Annotated in this window: 17 protein-coding genes; 4 read left to right on the top strand and 13 right to left on the bottom strand. The window is 62.8% G+C overall.

Features of this window, described 5'->3' with window-relative positions:
• Positions 1-125: 125 nt before the first annotated feature.
• Positions 126-761 carry a class I SAM-dependent methyltransferase gene (locus EJ076_RS25950; RefSeq protein WP_126069756.1) on the bottom strand — a complete coding sequence of 212 codons (636 nt, stop codon included), beginning with the start codon at positions 759-761 and terminating at the stop codon, positions 126-128.
• 196 nt (positions 762-957) lie between these two features.
• Between EJ076_RS25950 and EJ076_RS25945 the strand changes: the two genes are divergently transcribed.
• From EJ076_RS25945 to EJ076_RS25935, 3 genes are all read left to right on the top strand, one after another.
• Positions 958-2,490: an alpha/beta hydrolase gene (locus tag EJ076_RS25945; protein WP_126069755.1), complete on the top strand. Its 1,533-nt coding sequence runs from the start codon at positions 958-960 to the stop codon at positions 2,488-2,490.
• Between the two features lie 205 nt (positions 2,491-2,695).
• Positions 2,696-3,949: a hypothetical protein gene (locus EJ076_RS25940; RefSeq protein WP_126069754.1), complete on the top strand. Its 1,254-nt coding sequence runs from the start codon at positions 2,696-2,698 to the stop codon at positions 3,947-3,949.
• Between the two features lie 387 nt (positions 3,950-4,336).
• Positions 4,337-6,343 carry an ATP-binding protein gene (locus tag EJ076_RS25935; protein ID WP_126069753.1) on the top strand — a complete coding sequence of 669 codons (2,007 nt, stop codon included), beginning with the start codon at positions 4,337-4,339 and terminating at the stop codon, positions 6,341-6,343.
• A 220-nt stretch (positions 6,344-6,563) separates the two neighbouring features.
• Here the strand turns inward: EJ076_RS25935 and EJ076_RS35490 are convergent, their stop codons facing one another.
• The 10 genes from EJ076_RS35490 to EJ076_RS25890 form a co-directional block, all read right to left on the bottom strand.
• Positions 6,564-6,962, bottom strand: coding sequence for a hypothetical protein (locus EJ076_RS35490; RefSeq protein WP_206438741.1), 399 nt, complete (start codon positions 6,960-6,962; stop codon positions 6,564-6,566).
• Positions 6,962-7,480, bottom strand: a complete 519-nt coding sequence (locus EJ076_RS35485) for a hypothetical protein (RefSeq protein WP_206438740.1) — start codon at positions 7,478-7,480, stop codon at positions 6,962-6,964. The genes EJ076_RS35490 and EJ076_RS35485 overlap by 1 nt, the downstream gene beginning before the upstream one ends.
• A 246-nt stretch (positions 7,481-7,726) precedes the next feature.
• Complete coding sequence (locus EJ076_RS25925; RefSeq protein WP_126069752.1) at positions 7,727-8,713, bottom strand: ABC transporter permease; 987 nt, start codon at positions 8,711-8,713, stop codon at positions 7,727-7,729.
• 250 nt (positions 8,714-8,963) lie between these two features.
• On the bottom strand, positions 8,964-9,935 hold the full coding sequence (locus EJ076_RS25920) for an ABC transporter permease (protein ID WP_109660751.1): 972 nt from the start codon (positions 9,933-9,935) through the stop codon (positions 8,964-8,966).
• A complete protein-coding gene (locus tag EJ076_RS25915; protein ID WP_126069751.1) occupies positions 9,932-11,473 on the bottom strand; it encodes a sugar ABC transporter ATP-binding protein in 1,542 nt (513 codons plus the stop codon). Before EJ076_RS25915 ends, EJ076_RS25920 begins: the two co-directional genes overlap by 4 nt.
• Positions 11,474-11,712: 239 nt before the next feature.
• A complete protein-coding gene (locus EJ076_RS25910) occupies positions 11,713-12,747 on the bottom strand; it encodes an ABC transporter substrate-binding protein (protein ID WP_126069750.1) in 1,035 nt (344 codons plus the stop codon).
• Between the two features lie 89 nt (positions 12,748-12,836).
• Positions 12,837-13,751 (bottom strand): sugar phosphate isomerase/epimerase, encoded by a 915-nt coding sequence (locus EJ076_RS25905; protein WP_126069749.1) that lies wholly within the window; start codon positions 13,749-13,751, stop codon positions 12,837-12,839.
• A 38-nt stretch (positions 13,752-13,789) separates the two neighbouring features.
• Entirely contained in the window at positions 13,790-15,319 is a 1,530-nt protein-coding gene (locus EJ076_RS25900; RefSeq protein WP_126069748.1) for a mannitol dehydrogenase family protein, read from the bottom strand.
• A complete protein-coding gene (locus EJ076_RS25895) occupies positions 15,316-16,098 on the bottom strand; it encodes an SDR family oxidoreductase (RefSeq protein ID WP_109660760.1) in 783 nt (260 codons plus the stop codon). The genes EJ076_RS25900 and EJ076_RS25895 overlap by 4 nt, the downstream gene beginning before the upstream one ends.
• A gap of 78 nt (positions 16,099-16,176) precedes the next feature.
• Positions 16,177-17,070: a MurR/RpiR family transcriptional regulator gene (locus EJ076_RS25890; RefSeq protein WP_126069747.1), complete on the bottom strand. Its 894-nt coding sequence runs from the start codon at positions 17,068-17,070 to the stop codon at positions 16,177-16,179.
• Between the two features lie 118 nt (positions 17,071-17,188).
• Here EJ076_RS25890 and EJ076_RS25885 point away from each other — a divergent pair, with 118 nt between their 5' ends.
• Positions 17,189-18,376, top strand: coding sequence for a Gfo/Idh/MocA family oxidoreductase (locus EJ076_RS25885; RefSeq protein WP_126069746.1), 1,188 nt, complete (start codon positions 17,189-17,191; stop codon positions 18,374-18,376).
• A 13-nt stretch (positions 18,377-18,389) separates the two neighbouring features.
• Here the strand turns inward: EJ076_RS25885 and EJ076_RS25880 are convergent, their stop codons facing one another.
• Positions 18,390-19,313 carry a nucleoside hydrolase gene (locus EJ076_RS25880; protein WP_126069745.1) on the bottom strand — a complete coding sequence of 308 codons (924 nt, stop codon included), beginning with the start codon at positions 19,311-19,313 and terminating at the stop codon, positions 18,390-18,392.
• Positions 19,314-19,395: 82 nt separating this feature from the next.
• On the bottom strand, positions 19,396-20,379 hold the full coding sequence (locus EJ076_RS25875; RefSeq protein WP_164548735.1) for an ABC transporter substrate-binding protein: 984 nt from the start codon (positions 20,377-20,379) through the stop codon (positions 19,396-19,398).
• Positions 20,380-20,382 lie beyond the last annotated feature (3 nt).

The raw sequence follows: 20,382 nt of genomic DNA, 5'->3' as shown, positions 1-20,382 counted from the left end.
GACGACGATGTGCTCGATGCGACGGGACAGGCCGGGTTTCGGCAGACGGGCCGCGAGGCGGTTGGCCCCGCGGCGATGCTGAGGTCGCTCGTCGGTTTCCGGTGAGGGTGGCCGGCAAGGACCGGTCAGCCTGCCGCCGCGATGCCGGCGTGATGGCTGCCCAATTGCCAGAAGGGCAGGGGAAACCGCCCGTGCTGGACTTCGAGCAGGCGGAAGCCCGCCTCGCCGATCAGGTGCAGCGGATCGCGGTTGAGGTGGCAGCCGCCGGCGATCGATCCCCACAGCCGGTTCAGGCGCTCCTGCCACCTCCGGCAACGCGGTCCCTCGGCTTGGCCATGCTCGATGAAGATCAGCCGGCCCGTCGGCTTCAGGATGCGCCGGATTTCGCTCAGCGCGGCCTCGGGGTCCGGAATGGTGCAGAAGGCATAGGTGACGACCACCGTGTCGGCGAAGCCATCGGCCAAAGGCAGGCTCTCGCCGCTGGCCCGGATGCATTCGACGGCGAAGGGCGCGGCGCGGCTCTTCGGTGCCGCGAGGCCGAGCATGGTGCCGTCGGGATCGACGCCGACCAGCCGCTCCACCCTGGCGGCGTCATAATAGGGCAGGTTGAGGCCCGAGCCGAAGCCGACCTCGACGACGACACCTTCGGCCCTCGGGATGACGCGCCCGCGCATCCGCGAAAAGGCGCTGGCCGAACAGCCGGCATGGACGAAATAGGGGGTGACGCAGCGCGCGTACCAGGAGAGGCAGGTCTGGCACATGGCTCAGCCTCCATGGCCGGTGTTGGCGGCAGGGGCGCCGGCAAACGGTTCTGATGTGCGGTGGCTTGATGTATTGACCGGTGACATTTCTCGCTCCAAGGGAGTTGATCGGGCCGGATCGGCTCGAAACCGGGGATAGACGGCCGGCGTCCCCTCAACGTCCTCTCGAAACCCTTGCCCGGCCGCGTGCGGATCGATGGAGCTGATACAACTCAGACTTCTGGGTTTTCCGGAGTTCCGGCTGAACGGGCGGCCGATAGAGCTTGCCCTGCGCAAGGCGGCGGCGCTCGTCATCTACCTCGCCGAAGCCGGCGGACCGGTGGCGCGCGAGGTCGCCGCCACGCTGCTGTGGCCCGAAGCCGACCCGGAAGCCGCCCGCGCGCGGCTGCGGCGCACGCTGTACAAGATCCGCATCGCGTTCGGCGAGGAGGTCATATCAGCCAGTGCGGCATCCCTGGTGGTGCGCGCGCCGCTGTCCGGCGAGGCCGATGCAAGCGCCTTCGAGCATGCCTGCGACGCCGGTCTTCTCGACGATGCCGCCGGCCTCTACACCAGCGACTATCTCGCCGGCTTCTCGCTGCCGGACTGTCCCGAGTTCGAGGAATGGGTGTTCTTCCGCCGCGAGGCCTTGCGCAGCCGGCTGGTGCAGGCGCTGGAGCGGCTGGTGGAAGCCAAGATCGCCGGGGGCGAACCGCGCGACGCTGTGGTCCACGCCACGCGCCTTGCGGCCCTCGACCCGCTGAGCGAAAGCGCACACCGCCATCTGATCCGCGCCCATCTGGCGGCCGGCGACAGGGCGGCGGCCGAGCGCCAGGGCGAAACCTGCACGCGGCTGCTGCGCGACGAACTCGGCGTGGCGCCGGACCCCGCCACGCTCGCTCTGCTGCGCGCGAGCGATGCCGAGGTGCCGAGAACCCGCTATGTCGCGGTGGACGGCATCCATATCGCCTACCAGACCGTAGGCAGCGGCCCGGCCGATATCGTGCTGGTGCCCGGCTTCATCTCGCATGTCGAGCGCATCTGGGAAGACAGGAGCTGCCGCGCCTGGCTCAATGCTGTGTCGCGGCTCGGCCGGCTGATCCTGTTCGACCGGCGCGGCATGGGCCTGTCCGACCGCGTCGGCGCCCGCCCGACCGTCGAGGCCACCGCGCGCGACATTCTGGCGGTGATGGATGCGGCCGGCAGCCGCCGCGCCCTGCTCGTCGGCGCCTCGGAGGGCGGGCCGGGCTGCATCCGCTTTGCCGTCGACCACCCCGACCGGCTGACCGGCCTGGTTCTGTGGGGTTCGCTCGCCAAGGGCAGCCACGCGCCCGACTATCCCTTCGCGCTCACAGCGGCGCAATACGATCTCTGGCAACAGCGCCTGCTCGCCGGCTGGGGCGGCCCGGCGGAAATCGAAACCTTCGCGCCCAGCGTCGCCGCCGACCGCCAGGCGCGCGCCTGGTGGGCCGGCCTGCTCAGGGCCGCCTCCAGCCCCGGCGCCGTCGCCGGCCTGCTGCAGGCGCTGCGCGATGCCGATGTGCGGCTGCTGCTGTCAAAAGTCTCCGCCAAGACGCTTGTGCTGCACCGCACGGGTGACCGGGCGGTGCGGGTCGAGGCCGGGCGGTATCTGGCGGGGCGGATACCGGGGGCACGGTTTGTCGAGGTGGAGGGGGAGGATCACTGGTTCTGGGTGGGGGAGCAGGGGGTGCTGCTGGAGGGGATTGGGGGGATGGTGCGGGGTGGGTGATTAGCCGATAAGGCGATGTAGAGAGTGCTCTGTCACCGTAATTCTCGGGCTCGGATAAAGTCAGTTGCGGATCGACACGTTGCGCTCACGCTAGTTCAACGTCTGCTTTGCGGCCCTTGTCAGGCATACTAGAAAACGCGCGGCCGACTCGTAAGCTGACATTCGTGTAACTATCTGCTTCTATCGAGGGTGATATGGATAGCTGATGCGGTTGACCGTCCTTCATCCAGAGATGAAATTACTGATTGCCGAATTTGCGGGCGGCTTGATGCCGCTTCGATTGGCTGATGATGAGCAGTTTTCGCTGGTTATCAAGACGCAGAAAGAGGCGATCTTGGCCGCCAAGATCCATGGGGGCCTGTCGTTCTACCTACCCGCGCTTCCCTCATCGACGGTCATTACTACCTCGCTCATCACAGCGTTTTTCGATGATGATGACGCGCCGCTGACTATCAGAACTCCGTTATTCGGCGACGACGGTTTCTCCCGAGGCATCATTGAAATCCTTAAATATGAGGAAGTCGATATCTACTTCTTCGACGAACATAATTACGAGTGGATGAGCTTCAGGGCAATTCTGGAGGACAACGGTAGCTGCCTGGTTGGCGACGAGGAGATTCACCTTCTTGCATACCATCGGGAGACGGTGAAGAGCATCCATAGTGTGTTGAATGATTGGTTTGCTAACCGCACCCGGGGAGACGACGAATGCACTATCCAGGCAGTATTCAAGGAGGAGCTCTCTCCTCAAGATATATTCGTCCTCGACATGACACCGCAGGTGAATGGCTATCAAGGTAGCTCAGGATACCGCCGAGATACCCTCACGAGAACCGATCCAGGCTATCATCAGGAGCGTGACATTTCGGCTTGCCTGCTGCGTGCGTTCAAACCTCAACAGATCATAATGAACCCGAGGCGCAAGGACACCTTCAAGGAAATCCTGGACCACCTCGTTCTGACCGACGAATTGGCGATTCTCATCCAAGCTAAGGACAGCCCTACTACCGAAGCAGGCATCACTCGCACGATCGATAGGAAACGGCGCTCCACACATAGCCAGATCGATGACGCGATAAGGCAAATCAACGGCGCCGCTCGCTATCTCTCGCGGGAAACAACAGCGAAGTTGGTTGTCGCCGATAACGATCTGGACGTTTCGCTGGAAAAGCTCGAGGTGATCGGGCTCGCGATCGTGAAAGAGCTGTTTGACGACGAGGGCGAAGCGTACGCTACCGCTTGCAAAAAGCTCTCGGTTCTAAACGGTGGCGGTATGGTGATGGACTACAATTCGTTTCACGCTTTCACGCATCGCTTCAGATCCGAAGTCGAATTTGTCCGGGCTCTGAAAACGCTGGTCGCGCGTGTGAAGTCGGGCCGCTGGATTAGGGTGAAAGACGAGGTATTCGATGGGGTATTGGACTGGGTGGAGCAGGTGAGGACAGGCGATCCGGATTAGTGACTTGAGGGCTTGAGCACCGAGGGATTTTGGCCTGTCAGCCGAGACCAGGCGAACCGCTCTCGGCCAGTTCGAACGAGACAGTAGTGCGCATCAGTCCTTACACAGCGAGATTGTTCCACAAAAGCGGACATTATATGTGCAGAGGTTGAACGCGGGTTTGACGCCAAATAGCAGTCGTCTGAAAACAGTTTAGGTGACTTCTGACATCTATTGCTCTGCGGATCGACCTTCGCTGAGTAGATGTTTGTCCATCGCTACATCCCGGCTTTAAGGACTGATGTTGATGCGGATCAAGCAGAAACGCGAGTTACGAAATAGCGTCGTCGTGAGCTGCTGGAAACCGCAGCCATTCTCTCGTGCCCTCTCGCCACTCGGTATACAGGCATGAGCAACGTCAACGTCAAAAGGCTGGTCGATAACATCAGGTCGGGCACCAACGTCTACACGCCGCTTGTCGAACTGGTCGTCAACGCGATCCATGCCATCGACGAAAAAGGCGCCGTGAACGGCCTTGTTCAGATCGAGGTCCTACGAAACGGACAGGCGGACATCATCGACCGCCTGGAAGACGTTGACGGGTTCGTGGTCAAAGACAACGGCATCGGCTTTACAAAGGTCAATCGGGACTCTTTCGACACCCTATACACCGAGCAGAAGATCGCCGATGGCGGCAAGGGTTTCGGACGGTTCACCTGCCTGAAGTACTTCGACCGGGTGAAGGTATCAAGCACGTTCCAGGACGGTCGCGGCTTTCAGGACCGCTCTTTTCGGATGGGCCTCGACAAGGACATCATCGTCGACGAAAAGGTCGCCGATTCGAACGCGACGGACACGGGGAGCGTCATCGAAGTTTCCCACATCAGGTCGGTGAAATTTCCGGACAAGCGGCTCGAAACGATCAGCCGTGTGGTAGTGGAGAGACTTCTTCCGTACTTCGTTGATAAGGATCGCGCCTGCCCCTCCGTTGTCATTCGTGAGGCAAAGGACGCATCCGGCACGCTGTCGCTTAACGACTATCTGGGCAAGGACAGCAGCCAGATCGTCGAGATGAAGGTTGAAAACGGCACATTCTTGCTCAAGGCAAACGAGGAAGAGAGGGCATTCCAGGTTCGTGTCTTCAAGTTCTATTCGCCAAGGTCGGCCAAGAGTAAAGTCAGCCTTGTTGCACATCGCCGCGAGGTGACCGACAACCCGCTGCAATCCCATATCCCCGAATTCGGTGAGGAGTTTTACGAGCCGGGTCCGGGCGGAGACCTATCTAAAGGCCGCAACTTTGTCATCAAGGCCTACGTGTTCGGGGACTATCTCAACGACAACGTGTCGCTGGAACGCGGGGAGTTTCGTTTCCAGACCGATGCGGATCTACTCAGCGGAATTTCGCAGAACGCCATTGAACAGAAGGCCGCCGAAATCGCCCAATCCGCCGTTGGGTCGGAGATTGCCGAGAGAAAGAGCCGCAAGGAAGCGCGGATCGCGGAGTATGTTTCGTCCGACGCGCCCTGGCATCGGACCCTTGCGAACGAGGTAGATTTCAGCGCGCTGCCGATGCGGCCGTCAAACCAGGACATCGAGCTGCACCTTCAAAAGAAGAAATACGAGAAGGAGGTGATAACGCGCACCCAAGTCGCAGCGGTCCTGAAATCGGATAACCCAGGCGAGCTGAGCGAGAAAATCACACAACTGATGGAAAGCATTTCGGAAACCAGCAAGAACGATCTTATACATTACGTTTCGATGCGCAAATGCGTGCTCGACCTGTTTTCCAGGTCTCTGGAAATCGACGCTGACGGAAAGCACAAATCAGAGGGCGATGTTCACGACATTATCATGCGGCGCAAGAAGGACTCGGAAGACCTTGACTACGATGCGCACAACCTCTGGATTCTGGACGAGCGTTTAAATTTTTCATCGTATGTTTCGTCTGACAAGCCGCTGAACAAGTCAAATGGGGACCGGACGGACATAACGGTCTACAACAGGCGCGTCGCGTTTCGCGGCGAAAACGAATCTAGCAACCCTATCACCATCTTTGAGTTCAAGAAGCCCCAGAGGGACAATTTTGCGGACCCGTCTTCAAAGGAAGATCCGGTCCAGCAGATTGTGCGCTACGTCAACCAGATTAGGGAGGGGAAGTTCAAAACGCCGACCGGGCGCGACATCCTCGTGAACGACACTACGCCGTTTTACGGATACGTCGTGTGCGACCTCACCGCCAAGGTAAGGAAATGGCTTCACTCCGAGAAGGAGTTTACGCCCATGCCGGACGGGCTAGGCTGGTTCCGCTGGTTCGGCAACAACAACCTCTACATGGAGGTCATCAGCTGGACGAAGCTCCTTCGCGACGCGGAAATGCGGAACAAGATATTTTTCAGCAAGCTGGGTATCAGCTGAATAAGTATCGGATGAGATTTGATCAATGTCGGAACTTGGGGACCCAATTTTCGATCAGCGCGTCCTCGTACGCTCTCCGGCTTTTCTTTGAAGCTCGCGGTCATCGTGTTACAGAGGGAACCGAGATCTGACTAAGGGTGACGTCCGCGAGTTTGTTTTGAGGTCGCCATTTGTGGAAACTCCTGTTTTCATGATGCCACAACAGCTTGGTTGCGCCGGATTATACCTCTGCGAAAAAGACCTTGCGTGCCTGATCCTCGTGAAGGTCGAAGTATGCCAAGTGTTTCTCCTTAGCAGTAATTGTCTCCGAGTACAGCGAGAACGGAAAGTCGTCGAAGTTGATCTCTGCACTGACAGCCGAAAAATCTTTCTCGTAACAATCCTGTAGTATTTTCAAGTTCGTCGATGGGAAACTGTCGGAGAATTCGCGATTGAAGGTCGGTAGAAAGTAGCGAATGAGGGAAGCCTCATAGAGAGCAACACGTTCCTTTTCCGTCGTCCCAAATAGCTTGTCGAGCCCATAGCGAATGCGATTCTCGCCTTGGGAGTCGTCCTCGGCACGTGGGTTGAAAACTGTAACGACTTGATTAACAGGTGCAATAGCCAGCATAGCCAGCATCAGAACCTGGAAGCGGTAGCCGTCGGGAACGCCCTTAATAGCAAAGCAATCTCTTGCAATTTCTCATGCTTCATCAAACGATCTAGCGCGTTGCGTGAGCCATTTTTGCCATAAGCCTGCCCGATATACTTAACTAAGAATCTTCCCGTTCCGAACTTCTCGTTAAGTCTTACTGTGCATACGTCCAACGGGGGTGGGCTTGCAAGCCTGCCATCTTTGGACAGAAACCATTGTTCGTCCTTCCAAACGAGCGACACCCCTTTGTCCATCAACCACACCAAATCGTATGGCTTACCCAAAACATTGAATGACATCCGAAGGTCCCGGCCCTCGAGTGTAATATTCACCAGGTCCATCTTTGGCACGAAACCCACAATGTAGATGTGGCATTTCCTTGTAACTTCAGCAAACTTTTCGCGGCGCTCGCGATCATAGAGTCCTTCGGCCGGTAGCGTGACATAGCTAAGCGCATAGAGGATTAGCGCATGCTCGACGTCAAATTTCTTGCCTTCCAGCATCTCGCAACCCATCCAGCCCGCAACTCTACATTCATGTAATCCAGCCTATCTTTTACAGGAAGCCCCCCGCTGAATCTGATGGCCATCGACCGTCGCTTAGCCAAACCCTCAGCGAAAACCCAATAGGAGCAGAATCTATCCGGTCAAACTTCGAACTGCGTCGTCAGCGAGAGTCCGCTCTCCAAGCTCGGGCGCCAAAAAGCCGACCGCCCGCTTCCGGCCAACTGCGGCTAGTCAACTAATGAACTACCTCTCCTCCACAATCCGCAAATAAGCCGCCGTCACGAACAGCACGATCAGCCCGAACAGGATCCGTCTCGCCCCCTCCGGCATCTGCAAGATCGTCAGCAGCGTCGTCAGCACGGTCAGGATCAGCGCGCCGATGATGGTGCCGGTGTAGCCGCCGCGGCCGCCGAAGATCGAGGTGCCGCCGATCACGGCGGCGGCCACCGAGGGCAGCACCAGTGGTTCGGCGAGGGACAGCGAAGGGGCCTTGATCAGACCGATATAGAGCAGGCCGGTGATGCCGGCGAGCACGCTGGAGATCACATAAAGCGCTGTGATGACCTGCCAGTATTGCACGCCGGACAGGCGTGTTGCGCGCTCATTGTCGCCAACGGCGTAGAGCAGGCGGCCGAAGCCGGTGCGGGCGAGCGTGAAGACGATCAGCGCGGCCAGCGGCACGAACAAAAGCAGCGCGTTGGGGATGCCCCAGGTCAGGCCGGTGCCGAGCCAGGCGAGGAAGTCGGGGATTTTTGCGCCCGACGCGATCACCGTGCGCTGGTAGACCTGCAGGCAGCCGGTGCCGATCAGGCTGGTGCCCAGCGTCATGATCAGCGGGTGGACGCGGAAGACGCCGACGCCGATGCCGTTGACGAGGCCGATCAGCACCGCCGGCATCATCGCCAAGAGGAAAGCCACCGCCGGGTCCTGGTTGACGACTTGCGTCGCCATGATGAAGGCGCTCATCGTCGCCACCGTGCCGACCGAGAGGTCGATGCCGCCAGTCAGCATGGTCATGGTCTGGCAGCCGGCGAGGATCGCCAAGGGGATGGCGAATTTGATGGTGTTGGCGATCCAGCGCTCGTTGACGATGCCGGGGCGCAGGATCTGCAGGATCACCACCAGGATGACCAGCAGGATGATCAGCGGGATCAGCGGCCGGTCGGCCATGAAGCGTTTTAGGCGGCGGCCGAGGGGGACGGGCGGAGGCGTGATCGCGGTGGTGCTCATGGGGTGGGTCCGGTTCGCGATGGGGTGGGGACAGAGAGATCGCATCGGCGCAAAGTCCCCCTCACCCGGATTGCCAACCGAATTGCGAAGGGCAATTCGGGGCAATCCGACCTCTCCCCGAGGGGAGAGGAGGGGGCCGGCGTCGATGCTCTTCTCTTCTCCCCACCGGGGAGAAGGTGGACGCGAAGCGGCCGGATGAGGGGGCCTTTCACACGCGATTGCCTCGCAAAGGGCACTATCATCGCACCCATCACTGCCGCCCCCGCATCGTAATAAACGCGCCGAACATCACCACGGCGACCATGATGGCGCCTTCGATGATGGCGGTGACGTTGGGGTCGATGGCGAGCAGCGTGAGGTCCGTGCGCACCAGACGCAGCACGAAGACGGCAACGATGGGGCCGAGCAGGCCGCCCTTGCCGCCGCCGAGCGCCACACCGCCCAGCACCACCGCCGCGACGCTGGCGAGCAGATAGGGGCCGGGAATGGGCGCGCCGATGCCGGTGCTCATGGTCAGCGCCAGCCCGCCCATGGCCGCGAACAGGCCCGACAGCGCATAGGCGATGATGCGGGTGCGCTTGACAGGCACGCCCGAGCGGAACGCAGCCAGCTCGCTCGAGCCGATGGCATAGATGGAGAGGCCGAGGCGCGAGCGCCGGAGCGGTATCCAGATGATGCACAGGCAGACGATCAGCACCAGCAGCGCCTTCGGCAGCCAGGCGTCGATGCTGTCGGGCAGGCCCGGTATCGGCACGGTGCCCGAGATCAGCCCCTTCAGCCATTCGGCGGCGCCGCCACCCGGCGCGTCGAGCACCAGCAGGGCAGCGCCCTGCAGCACGAACAAAGTGGCCAGCGTGACGACGATGTCGGGCACGCGGGTGACGACGATCAGCATGCCGTTGACGGCGCCGAGCACGAAACCCATGGCCAGCACGAAGGGCACCACGAACAGCGCGTATTCTTCCGAGGCGCCGGCCATCATCGAAGCGGCGGTGACGCTGGTCAGCGCCATCATGGCGGCGACCGACAGGTCGATGCCGCCGGCGATGACCACGACCGTCTGCGCGGCGACGGCGAAAGCGTAAGGCAAAACGGCGCGTGCGAGCGAGCCGAAATCGCCGCTGCCATAGGCCGGCTGGATCAGTTTGGTGATGATGAACAGGGCGACGAAGAGGGCGAACAAGCCTGATACCCAGCCCTGGCGGCGCAGGAAATGGCTCATGGGTTCGTCCCCGAAGACGGGGACTGGGGATCGGCCAATATGCCGATATCGGCCTTGGCGCCGCGCGGCAGGCCGTAGGCGGCGCGCATCAGCGCCGGCTCGTCGGCCTCCTCTACAGGGAAGATGTCGACGACGCGGCCGCCGAAGATGACGATGACGCGGTCGCAGACACGCTGCACCTCTTCCAGCTCGGAGGTGTAGAACAGCACCGACTTGCCGTGACCGGCAAGCTCGCGCACCAGATGATAGATCTCCTGCTTGGTGCCGACATCGATGCCGCGCGTCGGGTCGAAGCACAGGATGGTGCGGGCGTCCGCGGCGATCCAGCGGGCAATCGTCACCTTCTGCTGGTTGCCGCCGGACAGGCGCTGCACCTCGCCTTGCGCGCGGGTGTCGATCTGCAGCCGCTCGATGGCGCTGACCACCTTGGCGCGCTCGCGGCGCATGTTGATCGGCCCCCAGTTGCGCAGCGCGGCGCTGAAGGGCAGGGCGATGTTCTCGCGCACCGAGCGCTGCATGGCGAGCGCCTCGGCGCGGTCGCCCGGCACATAAGCGATGCCGGCGCGGATGGCGTCGATCGGGTGCGAGAATTTTGCGGGGCTGCCGTCGACTTCGATGGTGCCGCCCGATGGCCGGATCGAACCGGCAAGGGCGGAAAACAGCTCGTCCTGGCCTTGGCCTTCGAGCGCGACGACGCCCGCGACCTCACCATCGGCGAGATCGAAGGAGACGTCGTTGAGCTTGGTGCCGACGCGCAAATTTCGCACGGAGAGTCGCGGGCGGGCAGGGGCGGGCGCGGCCTTCTGGGCGGCGCTGCGCGCGGCGACGTGGGTCTTGACGATGCGGGTGCCGAGCATCAGCTCGACGATCTTTTCCTCGACGCCCGGCACGATGTCGACGACGCCGACAGTCTCGCCGTCGCGTAGTACGGTGGCGCGGTCGCACAGTGCCGAGATTTCGACGAAGCGGTGCGAAATGAAGATCACGGCGCGGCCGCTGTCGCCCTGGCGGCGCACCACTTCCAGCACTTTTTCGGCGAGGTTGGCGGGCAGGGCGGCGGTCATCTCGTCGAGCAGCAGCACGTCGGGCTCGACGGCCAGCGCACGCGCCAGATCGAGCACGCGCAGCACGGCCAGCGGGATGTCGCGCGCGGTGTCGCGGATATCGAGGTCGGGAATGCCGAGTTCGCGCACCCAGGCGCGGAACGGCTCGACCGGCGTGCCGGTCAGCCGCAGATTGGACAGCACGTCGAGATCGGGGATCAGCGATGGTTCCTGATAGACGGGCAGCAGGCCGGCGCGGCGCGCGGCGGCGGGCGAGCGTATGTCGCGCGCCTCGCCCCGGATCAGGATGCGGCCGGCATTGGCAGAAATAGCGCCGGTCAGGATTTTCACCAGCGTCGACTTGCCGGCGCCATTGGCGCCCATCAGGGCGTGCACCTCGCCGGGCAGGACGGACAGCGACGCGTTGCGAAGGGCCGCAACCGCGCCGTAATTCTTGGCGACGCCCGTGGCGTCGAGGAGGGGGTTGCTGGTCAAATGGTTTGGGTCTCGATTCAGATGGCAGCTATCGCGTGTGGAGAGGCCCCCTCATCCGGCCGCTTCGCGTCCACCTTCTCCCCGTGGGGGAGAAGAGGCTGGCGCTCGTGCCGGCTCCTCTCCCCTCGGGGAGAGGTCGGATTGCCCCGAATTGCCCTTCGCAATTCGGTTGGCAATCCGGGTGAGGGGGCCTTCCCATATGTGACTTCCCCGCCTTGTGAGGCAGGGCTATCGGAGACTTATTCCCCCGGCCCCTTGCACGCCACGATCTGCTCCTTCGTATATGTCGTCCAGTCCGGGATCGAGATCGAGACCGGCCATTCGGGGCTCAGCGACGGGTCGGCGGCGGCCTTCAGCTTGGCCTTGCCTTCCTCGGTGGCGTTCTCCCACAGCTGCGGCTCGACCAGCACGGTCTGCTGGGCCGGCTTCTTGCCGTCGAGGATCTGCAGGGCGAGCGTCACGCCGGCGCCGCCGATCGAGCCGGGGTTGGTGACCGCGGCACCGACGAGGCCCTTGACCGAGCTCAGCTGGCCGACGAAGCCGGCATTGTCGGCGCCGACCACCGGCACCAGCGGGGCCTGCGACTCGACCAGCGCGTCGACGATGACGTTGTCGATGCCGGAGGTCCACACGCCGTTGATCGGCGTGCCGGTGGCGAGGAAGGACAGCATCTGCTGCTTGGCCTGGTCCTGCTGCCAGCCGGTGAAGACTTCCTGCGCGACCTTTACGTCGGGGAATTCGGCCAACGCCTTCTTGAAGCCCTTGTCGCGGTCGCTGTCGGCCGACGCGCCAGCGGCGCCACGCATGTAGAACACGTCGCCCTTGCCGCCCATCTGCTGGAACAGCCATTTGGCGCCGAGATAGGCGTACTGTTCCTGGTTGTTGGAGATGATGTAGGCCGACGGCTCGGTGACCGCCTGGTCGACGGCAACCACGACGATGCCGGCTTTGGTGGCTTCCTCGAGGCCCGCCTTGATGCCGGCCGGATCGGCCGGGTTGACGACGATGGCGTCGACCTTGGCGCTGATCAGATTGCGGATGTCTTCAAGCTGGCCGGCGGCATCGGTGTTGCGGTGGGCGATGTTGAGCTTGGCGACCTCGCCGGATGCCAGCGCCTGCGCCTTCATGGCGCAGACCATCTCCTCGCGCCAGCCATTGCCCTGCACGGTGTTGGAGATGCCGATCGTGTATTTGCCCGCGGCGGACGAGACGCCCACCGAGGCCAGCAAGGCAGCACCGGCAAGCAGCGGGACCATGGTCAGGATTTTCTTCATTTCAGTACTCCTCCACATTGTTTTTCAGTTTCAGTTCAATCCGTTAAAGCACGTCGCTGACAAAGTGAGTCATGCGGCGCGCTTTAATGTCATTTGACGAAGGGCCGCAGCACATCGCGGGCGAGCAGAAAACCGCGCTTCACCTGCTCGTCGCTGCCTTCAAATCGCCTGTCCTCGTGTTCGATGATGACCGATCCGTCGTAACCGGCGCGGTAGAGGCCGGAGAAGAAGCCGCTCCAGTCGACATCGCCCAGCCCCGGCATGCGCGGCACCTGCCAGCCTATGCCAGCCGAGAGGATTCCGCGCTCATACAAACCATCATGATCAATCATCAAATCCTTGGCGTGGACATGCAGCATGTAGGGGCCGAATTCCCTGATGAAGCGGGCCTGGTCGATCATCTGCCAAACCAGGTGTGACGGGTCGAAATTCATGCCGACATCGCCGCCCCAGGCTTCCAGGATGCGGCGCCAGACCTGCGGCGAATAGGCGATGTTGTGCCCGCCCGGCCACTCGTCATAGCTGAAGATCATCGGGCAGTTCTCGAAGGCCAGCTTGACACCGTGGCCGCGCGCATGGGCGACGATTTCGGGCCAGACCTTGAGCGCCTCCTGCCAGTTGACGTCGACGGTCTTCGAGGCATCGCCGCCGCAGAAGGTGTTGACGACAGGCACGCCCATATTGGCGGCCAGCACGATCACCTTCTTCAGATGGCCGATCACGTCGTCGCGGTGAGCGGCATCGGGGTGCAGCGGGTTGGGGTAGTAGCCGAGACCGGAGACCGACAGGTTCTTCTCCGCCAGCGAAGCGACGATTTCTTTTGCCTGCGCGGCGGAGGTCGAGGCGGCGTCGATATGGCTGGTTCCGGCATAGCGGCGGCTGGCGCCGGAGGATTTCGGCCAGCAGGCGATTTCCAGCGCCTCGAAGCCGGCCGCGCTTGCCCAGCCGGCAACCTCGCCAAGCGACGTCTCCGCGAACGGTGCGGTGAGCACTCCAAGTTTCATACTGCCTCCCCTGGTCGTGAATTCACGACCGACTAGTACTATGCAGATCGAGCCGGCCGCTTCAACCGTGTGGTGTCGGCTTGTTTCAGATTGCGCCTGACGGTTGCCATCGGATCGTCCGAAAGCAGCCCATCGAGCGCCGATGTTACGGCCTTGCGGAACGTCTCGTTCGCGGCAAGGCCGGGGTCGAAAATCGTGTCGATGGCAAGGATGCCGGCCACCAGTGCCTTCGCATCGCGGCCGGTTGCGTCGGCAATCGCGGCGACCTTGCCGGCATAGGGGTCCGACACCGGCCAGCGTTTGCCGAATTTTTCCGAGGCCTGGATCAGATAGGCCATCCAGCCCGCGACAGGGATCGACAGTAGTGCGATGCTTTCGCCTTGGCGCAAGCGGTCGCGGATCGGGTTGAGCAGGCGCTGGACGATCTTCTGCGAGCCGTCGGTGGCGATCTGGTGGTTGCGGTGGCGGATGGCAGTGTTGCGCAAGCGGCCGAGGCTCTGCTCGACATAGGCTGATGGATCCATGCCTGGCACCGGCGTCAGTGTCGGCAGCGTTTCCTCGACAAGCATGCGTCTGATGAAGGCCGCCAGCAGCGGGTCGGCGATGGCGTCCGATGTGTGTTCGAGGCCGGCCAGCACGCCGAGCGTGGCGAGTGTCGTCTGGGCACCGTTAAGCACCCGCATCTTGAGATGCTCGAACGGCGTGACATCGTCGACAAAGGTCGCCCCGACCAGATCCCAGCGCGGCATGCGACCGGCGAATTTCCGTTCGATCACCCATTGCCGGAACGGTTCACCGACGGCAACGGCAGCATCGCGGTAGCCGAACCACTGTTCGACGCTGTCGAGATCATCCTGCGTCACCGCCGGCGCGATGCGGTCGACCATGGCCGAGGGGAAGGTGGCGTTGGCTTCGATCCACTCGGCCAGCCCATTCTCGCGCCGCTCGGCAAAAGCCTGCACGACATTGGCCAGGATGACGCCATTGGTCGGAATGTTGTCGCAGGAGAGCAGCGTCAGCGGCCGGCCATGCGTCGCCCTGCGCAGCTCCAGCGCCTTTGCGAGGATGCCGGGCACGCTGCGTGGCCTCTCGGGGTTGGCGAGGTCATGGACGATGTCGGGATGGCCGAGGTCGAGTTCGCCACTCGACGGGATGTGGCAATAGCCTTTCTCGGTCACCGTCATCGTCACCAGCTCGATGTCAGGCGAAGACAAAACGTCGAGTGCCGGCGCGGCACTTGCCTGGCTGTCGACCACTTCCAGGATGCTGCCGATGACGCGCGCCTCGATATGGCTGTTCTCGCGGATGAGCCTTGTGTAGAGCCCGCTCTGCCGGCCGAGCGTCTCAGTGAGGCTGGGCGGGCGGATGTTGATGCCGATCACGCCCCAGCGGTCGAAATGGAGCGACAAGAGGTCATCGGTGTATTCGGCCTGATGGCAACGATGGAAGGCGCCGACGCCGAGATGCGCCATCCCAGCGGCGAGCGCCGCGCGGTGATAGGCCGGTGTCTGGACAGCGGCGGGAAGTCTTTCCAGCAGTGCCGGGCTGAGCGTTTCGATGGCGCTCACCGGTTCGCCCCGATCACCCACTGTTCCTGGTCGACCAGCGTGCCGGTCATCGGCCCGGCGGCATCCGAAAGCAGGAAGACGGCGAGGTTCGCGATATCGCTCGTCGAGAACAGGCGGCCGAAAGGCTGCGAGGCGTTGGCGGCATCGAGCCAGCCAGGGCCATTGCCCAGCGTGTCGGCCTGCATGGCGCGTTCGGCCGGCGTGTCGGTCCAACCGACATTGATGCCGTTGACGCGGATGCGGTCGAAGCGGTGAGCGTTGGCGGCATTCTTGGTCAGCGTCGCCAGCGCGCCCTTGCTGGCGGAATAGACGGCGAGTTCCGGCGAGCCGCAATGGGCGTTGATCGACAGGATGTTGACAATGGCGCCACCCTGGCCCCGCTTCTTCATGTCTGCAATCGCCGCCTGCATCAGGAAGAACGGCGCGCGCGCGTTGACCGCGAACAGCGAGGCCCAGTCGTCGAGGTCGGCATCGAGGAAGGAGGCGCGGTCGGTCAGGCCGGCGGCGTTGACCAGCGCATCGATGCGGCCGAAGCGGTCGATGCAGGCCTGCGCCAAAAGGGCAGGGGTTGCCGGGTCGGCGAGGTCGGCGGCGACGAAGATTGTCGGCGTGCCCAATTGCGAAAGCTCCGCCGCCACAGCGTCGCCGCGCACCTTCTCGCGCCCGGTGATCAGCAGGCCGCCGGCGCCGGAGCGCGCCAGCGTCTCGGCGATTGCGCGGCCGATGCCTTGCGTCGAGCCGGTGACCAGCGCCACCTTGCCGTTGAGTTGAAGCTCCATTCCTCCTCCCGGAACAAAGTTTCTATTTTTTGAAATATGGAACGGCAATTCCCGATAGTCAATTGTGCCAGTGGTACCTCATTTGGTGCGGCGCGCGGCGACGCCATGGACCAGCGCCATGCCGACCGCCAGCGACGCGGCCAGCGAGCGGAAGCCGGCGAAGTCGGACTCCACAACTTCCAGCCAGCTGTCCGACAGCCGGATGAGCGGGCTGAAGGTGCTGTCGGTGATGGTGACGATGCAGGCCTGGCGCTCATGTGCCACCGCGACAAGGTCGGGCGTGATCGAATTGTAGGGGCTGAAGGAGACCGCCAGCACGGCATCCTGCCTGCCGATGCAGCCGACCTGGTCGATTGCAGTGGAGCCGACATTGTCGACCAGCACGTTGCGCACGCCTTGTTGCGAGAGCGTCAGCGATAGATAGGTGGTGACGGGAAAGGCGCGCTTGGAGCCGATGACGTAGATCAGGTCGGCGGCCGCCAGCAGCGCCACCATCTTCTCGAAACTCTCGACGTCGAAGCCGCTCTCGATGCGGCCAAGTGAGGCTTGGGAGGCGCCAACCATGCCGTGCAGGAAATGCAGATGAGCATTGGGCTCGGCCTCTGTCCGCTGCTCGCCGCGTCCTTCCGGCCACGACCCCTTGACGTGATCCTTGAACAGGCCCTGGAAATCGGAAAAGCCGGAGTAACCGAAGATCTGGGCAAAGCGCACCAGCGTCGAGGGCTGCACGCCGGCCTGTGCCGCCACCTGTGCGATGGTGCCAAGCGCCACGTCGCTCGGATGCTGCCACAGGAAGATGGCGACCTGGCGCAGCCGCTTGGGGAAATGCACCGTGCCGGAAGAGAGCACCGCGCGCAGTTCCTCGTAGGTCTGTGGCTGGATGTAGCCGAGTGCTGCCAGCGAGCGCCCGCGCTTGCGCGTCGCCGCCTCGTCGGCAATCGACCGTCCGGATGTTTTGCCCGCCCCACTCATGATTTCAGGCTAGCGTGGCACGATCGTTTTACAATATGGAAATTGGAAATTGTTCGAAAGTGCCGGCGGCGTCATAGGGTTGCACGTCGTCAAAATGGTCTGCCGGGAGGAGTGAAGAATGGTCTACGCAACATCGGACGGATCGACGCGCCAACGTTTGCGGGTCGGCATGGTGGGTGGAGGCCGCAATGCCTTCATTGGTGCGGTGCATCGCCTTGCCATGCGCCTTGACGACCAGATCGCGCTGGTGGCCGGCGCGCTGTCCTCCGACCCGGAGAACGCCGCGGCCTCGGCCGCCGAGATCGGCATCGCGCCGGAGCGCAGCTATGCCGACTATCGCGTCATGGCAAAGGCAGAAGCCGCGCGGCCGGACGGCATCGAGGCCGTCGTCATCGTCACGCCCAACCATCTGCACGCACCGATCGCCACCGCATTCCTCGAGGCCGGCATCGACGTGATCTGCGACAAGCCGCTGTCGACGACGCTGGCCGACGCCGAAGCGCTGGTGGCGCTCGCGAAGGAGAAAAAACGCCGCTTCGTCGTCACCCTCAACAACACCGGCTATGCCATGGTGCGGCAAGCGCGCGAGATGGTGGCGGCGGGCGAGCTCGGACGGATCGTCTCCGTGCATGGTTCGTATATCCAGGACTGGCTGACCAAGCCGATCGATGCCGAGGGACAGAAGCAGGCGGAGTGGCGCACCGACCCGGCAAGGGCAGGGCAGTCGGCGGTGCTGGCCGATATCGGCGTGCATGCCTTCAATCTGGCGAGCTTCATCTCGGGCTGCGAGGCCGAGGCGGTTTCGGCCGATCTGTTCACCGCTGTGCCGGGGCGCCGGCTCGACGACAATGCGCATGTGATGATGCGCTGGACCGGCGGGGCGCGCGGCACGATCCTGGCCAGCCAGACATCGCCCGGCCACTACAATGATCTGTCCGTGCGCATCTATGGCGACAAGGCCGGGCTCGAATGGTCGGGCGCGCGACCGGAAGAACTGCGCTTCTCCCGCTACGGCGAGGAAACCCGCACGCTGGTGCGCGGCGGCCATGGCTCGACCGAAGAAAGCCGGCGCGTGTCGCGCATGCCGGCCGCGCACCCCGAAGGCTACATCGAGGCCTTCGCCAATTTCTACCGCGACGCCGCCGACATCATCCGCGCGCACCGTTCCGGTGCGGCGGTCGATCCGGCGCGCGCGGCGCAGGTGCCCGATGTCGTCGACGGCGCGCGCGGCGTGAAGTTTGTCGCGGCGGCGGTGGATTCGAATGCGGCAGGTGGGGCGTGGACGGCTGCGCGGTTCGGGGGATAGTTGCCCGCGCTGATTACAAAAGCCGCAGCCGCTGATCGATGAGCTGGAACAGCCTGGTGTCGTCGACCTCGGTGATGACGTGGCAGACCGACAGGCCCTTGCCGGCGCCATTCTCGACCAGCGTCGCGCGCGTGCGGCCATAGGCGCCTGCGGGATCGCAGTCGACCTCGATCACCGCGTCGACGCCCCTGAACAGGGTCGGGTCGATCAGGAACGCCGTCACGCAGGGGTCATGCAGGCTGGCGTCGCCGCTGCCATAGTGGCGCATCATGGCAATGGCCGTTTTCATGATCGGGCTGCTGTCGCGCTCGAGTTGCTCGAACCTCACCTTGGTCAACGTGGCGTGGCGGGTCACGTCCAGCCCAAACATGGTCATCGGAATGCCGGAAGACAGCACGATTTGTGCCGCATGCGGATCGATCCAGATGTTGAACTCCGCATCGGTCGCGGTGTTGCCGGGGCTGAAGGCGGCACCGCCCATGAAGGCGATGGCCTTGATCTTGCCGGCGATGGACGGTTCCTTGATCAGCGCGAGTGCAATGTTGGTCATCGGGCCGATCGGGCAAAGCGTGATCTGGCCGGGCTCGCGCAGGATCGTCTCGATGATGAAATCGACAGCGTGCTGCCCCTGGATCTCGTGCGTGGCATCGGGCACGTCGAGGTCGCCGAGGCCGTCGGTGCCGTGCACCGAGGCGCCCCTTTCTTCACGCGGCAGGATGATCGGCCTGATACAGCCGGCATAGACCGGAATGTCCTGGCGATTGGCCATGGCGGTGATGCGCAACGCATTGCGGGTGGTCAATGGCTGCGAGACGTTGCCGACGACCGTCGTTATGCCGACGATCTCGATTTCATCGGGCGAGGCAAAGGCCAGGAGAAGCGCTATGGCGTCGTCGACGCCGGGGTCGCAATCGAGGATAATTCTGCTCTTGGCCATGCCTGAAAGTCCATTCTCTTTGTACTGGTAAAAAGGGCCATCCCGGTCGGGATGGCCCTTGTCGTGAGGGGCGAGGCTGGGCCTACTTGAGCAGCTCGTTGGTGTAGTATTTCGAGGCCGGCAGGACTTCCTTGATCTGGTCGGTGTCCTTCAACGCCTGGGCGATCGGCAGCCAGTTCTTGTCTTCCTGCATCATGTAGCCGGTATCGCCTTTCATCAGGGCGGCGGTGAGCTTCCAGCCGGAGAGATTGTAGGCGAGGCTGCCGCCTTCCGGATAAGCCTTGGTGAACATCTCGGCGGCTTCTTCGGGATGGTCGGCGGCCCATTCGGTCGCCTTGATGGTGGCGCGCATCCACTTCTTGGCGACATCGCCGTGTTCGGCGAGGTAGGCGGTGGATGCGGTATAGGTCCAGACCGGGACATCGGGCGCGCCTGCCGCCGCACCGATGAGGCTGGTCGGATCCTTCTTCAAGGTCTCCTGCACCTGCGGCACCAGATAGTTCTCGGTGTTGGTGGCGATGTCGATCTTGCCGGCAAGCAGAAGATTGGTGTCGGAATCCTGCGCGATGATCAGCTTGACGTCGTCCTCGGTCAGCTTGGCGGCCTTGAGCACGAACGGCATCATCGCCTTGGTCCAGGAGTCGGTATAGATGGCGATCGATTTGCCCTTGAGGTTGTCGAGCGAAAGCGGCTCGCCGGGGCGGCCGAACAGACCCCAATTGTTGCTCTTGGTGTAGAGGCCGATCGAGGTGATCGGAATGCCTTGGGAGGCGCCGAAGACGACGTCGGTGGTGGCTTCGAAGCCGATCTCGGCCTGGCCGACGGCGAGCAGCCGCGCTGTGGTCTGCGAGTCCGGCGGGAAGATGACATCGACCTTGATGCCTTCGGCTTCGTAAAAGCCCTTCTGCTGGGCGACCAACGTCGGGATCAACTCGAAATCGGCGCTTGCCCAGTCATAAACGAAGCGGACGGTGGTGAGGTCGGCCGCGCTGGCCGGAGCCGCGCCGAAAGCGGCGCCAAGGGCAAGCAGGCCCACGGTCGCCGAGATCATCTTTGTATAGGTCATATG

The sequence above is a fragment of the Mesorhizobium sp. M7D.F.Ca.US.005.01.1.1 genome (assembly GCF_003952545.1).
In the GTDB taxonomy this organism is placed as follows: Bacteria; Pseudomonadota; Alphaproteobacteria; order Rhizobiales; family Rhizobiaceae; genus Mesorhizobium; species Mesorhizobium loti.
This window is presented reverse-complemented; position numbering and strand designations above follow the sequence as displayed.